General features: G+C 38.5%; 1 protein-coding gene. It reads left to right on the top strand.

From position 1 onward, the window contains the following. A partial coding sequence (acnA, locus tag KI356_RS26370) for an aconitate hydratase AcnA (RefSeq protein ID WP_212936925.1) occupies positions 1–2,374 on the top strand: 2,374 nt, incomplete at its 5' end. Between the last annotated feature and the right edge of the window lie 73 nt (positions 2,375–2,447).

Below are 2,447 nucleotides of genomic sequence, written 5' to 3'. Positions count from 1 at the left end.
AATTAATCCAGAAATTACTGTAGACCTTGTAATTGACCACTCTGTACAGGTTGATAGAGCAGGTACGGCAGACTCGCTTGCATTCAACATGGACTTAGAGTTTAAACGTAATGAAGAACGTTATAAATTTTTAAGCTGGGCACAGAAATCATTTGATAACTACCGTGCAGTTCCACCAGCAACAGGTATTGTACACCAAGTAAATCTTGAATATTTAGCACCGGTTGTTCATGCGGTGAAAAATGCTGAAGGTGACTTGGTTGCATACCCAGATTCATTAGTTGGAACAGACTCACATACAACAATGATTAATGGTATCGGTGTTCTTGGATGGGGCGTTGGTGGTATTGAAGCAGAAGCAGGAATGCTTGGACAGCCTTCATATTTCCCAGTACCTGAAGTAATCGGTGTGAAATTAACTGGTACACTTCCAAGTGGTACAACAGCAACTGATGTTGCATTAAAAGTAACGCAAGTGTTACGTCAAAAAGGTGTAGTTGGTAAATTTGTTGAGTTCTTCGGTAATGGACTACAGAGCATGCCTTTAGCTGACCGCGCAACAATTTCAAATATGGCACCAGAATACGGTGCAACTTGTGGGTTCTTCCCAATCGACGACATTTCATTAGAATACTTACGTTTAACAGGTAGAGATGAAGAGCAAATTCGCGTTGTTGAAGAATACTGTAAAGCAAATGGCTTATTCTATACAGCAGACAGTAAAGATCCAATCTACACTGATCTTGTTGAAATTGATTTAAATACAATTGAATCTAATCTTTCTGGACCGAAACGTCCGCAAGATTTAATCCCGCTTTCAAATATGAAAGAGGAGTTCCACAAAGCTGTTGTAGCACCAGTTGGAACACAAGGACTTGGATTCAATGAGCAAGAGTTTGATAAAGAAGTGAAAGTTACATTAAAAGATCAAGAAGTGACGATGAAAACAGGTGGAATTGCAATCGCTGCGATTACAAGTTGTACAAATACTTCAAATCCATACGTATTAATTGGAGCAGGTTTAGTTGCGAAGAAAGCAATTGAAAAAGGACTTAAAGTACCTGGTTACGTAAAAACATCATTAGCACCAGGATCTAAAGTTGTTACAGAGTACTTAGATAAGTCTGGTTTAACAACGTATTTAGATCAATTAGGTTTCCAAACAGTTGGTTACGGCTGTACGACTTGTATCGGTAACTCTGGCCCATTAGCAGAGGAATTAGAAGAAGCAATCGCAGCAAACGACTTACTAGTAACATCTGTTTTATCTGGTAACCGTAACTTTGAAGGTCGTATTCATCCACTTGTAAAAGCAAACTACTTAGCATCACCACCACTTGTTGTGGCATATGCACTTGCAGGTACTGTTGATATTGACCTGAAAAATGATGAAATCGGTAAAGATGTAAATGGTAATGCTGTTTACTTCCAAGATATTTGGCCATCAGCTAAAGAAATTGAAGATGTAGTTCAAAGTGTTGTTACATCTGAATTATTCAAAAAAGAATATGCACAAGTATTTAACAGCAATGAGCGTTGGAATGAAATCCAAACTTCAAATGAAGCTTTATATACTTGGGATAATGACTCAACTTATATTCAAAACCCACCATTCTTTGAAGGTTTATCTAAAGAGCCAGGTGAAGTTGAAACATTATCAGGTTTACGCATAGTTGGTAAATTTGGTGACTCTGTAACGACAGACCACATTTCACCAGCAGGTTCAATCGGTAAGCATACACCAGCTGGACGTTACTTACTAGAAAACGGCGTACAACCAGTTGACTTCAACTCTTACGGTTCTCGTCGTGGTAACCATGAAGTTATGATGCGTGGTACATTTGCAAACATCCGTATTAAAAACCAAATCGCACCAGGAACAGAAGGCGGATATACAACATATTGGCCAACTGGTGAAGTAACATCTATCTATGATGCTGCTATGAAATATAAAGAAGATGGCACAGGCCTTCTAGTTGTTGCTGGTAAAGACTACGGTATGGGAAGTTCTCGTGACTGGGCTGCGAAAGGTACAAACTTATTAGGTATTAAAGCAGTAATCGCAGAAAGCTTCGAGCGTATTCACCGCAGTAACTTAGTATTAATGGGCGTATTACCATTACAATTTAAAGATGGCGACAGCGCTGAAACATTAGGTCTTGTTGGTAACGAGTCATTTGAAATTCAAATTGACAAAACAGTTAGACCACGCGATCTTGTAAAAGTAGTTGCAACTGATGCAGATGGTAATGAAAAACAATTTGAAGTAGTAGCTCGTTTCGATAGTGAAGTTGAAATTGACTACTACCGTCATGGTGGTATCCTGCAAATGGTTCTTCGTGAGAAAATTGAAGAGTCTAAAGTGTCGAACTAAATAATTGAAATGAACGATAAGGAAGCTAACGTATGTTAGCTTCCTTATTTTATGGAAAGGGATGAAACCAATT

Source organism: Bacillus hominis, assembly GCF_018332515.1.
Classification (GTDB): Bacteria; Bacillota; Bacilli; order Bacillales; family Bacillaceae_G; genus Bacillus_A; species Bacillus_A hominis.
This window is presented reverse-complemented; position numbering and strand designations above follow the sequence as displayed.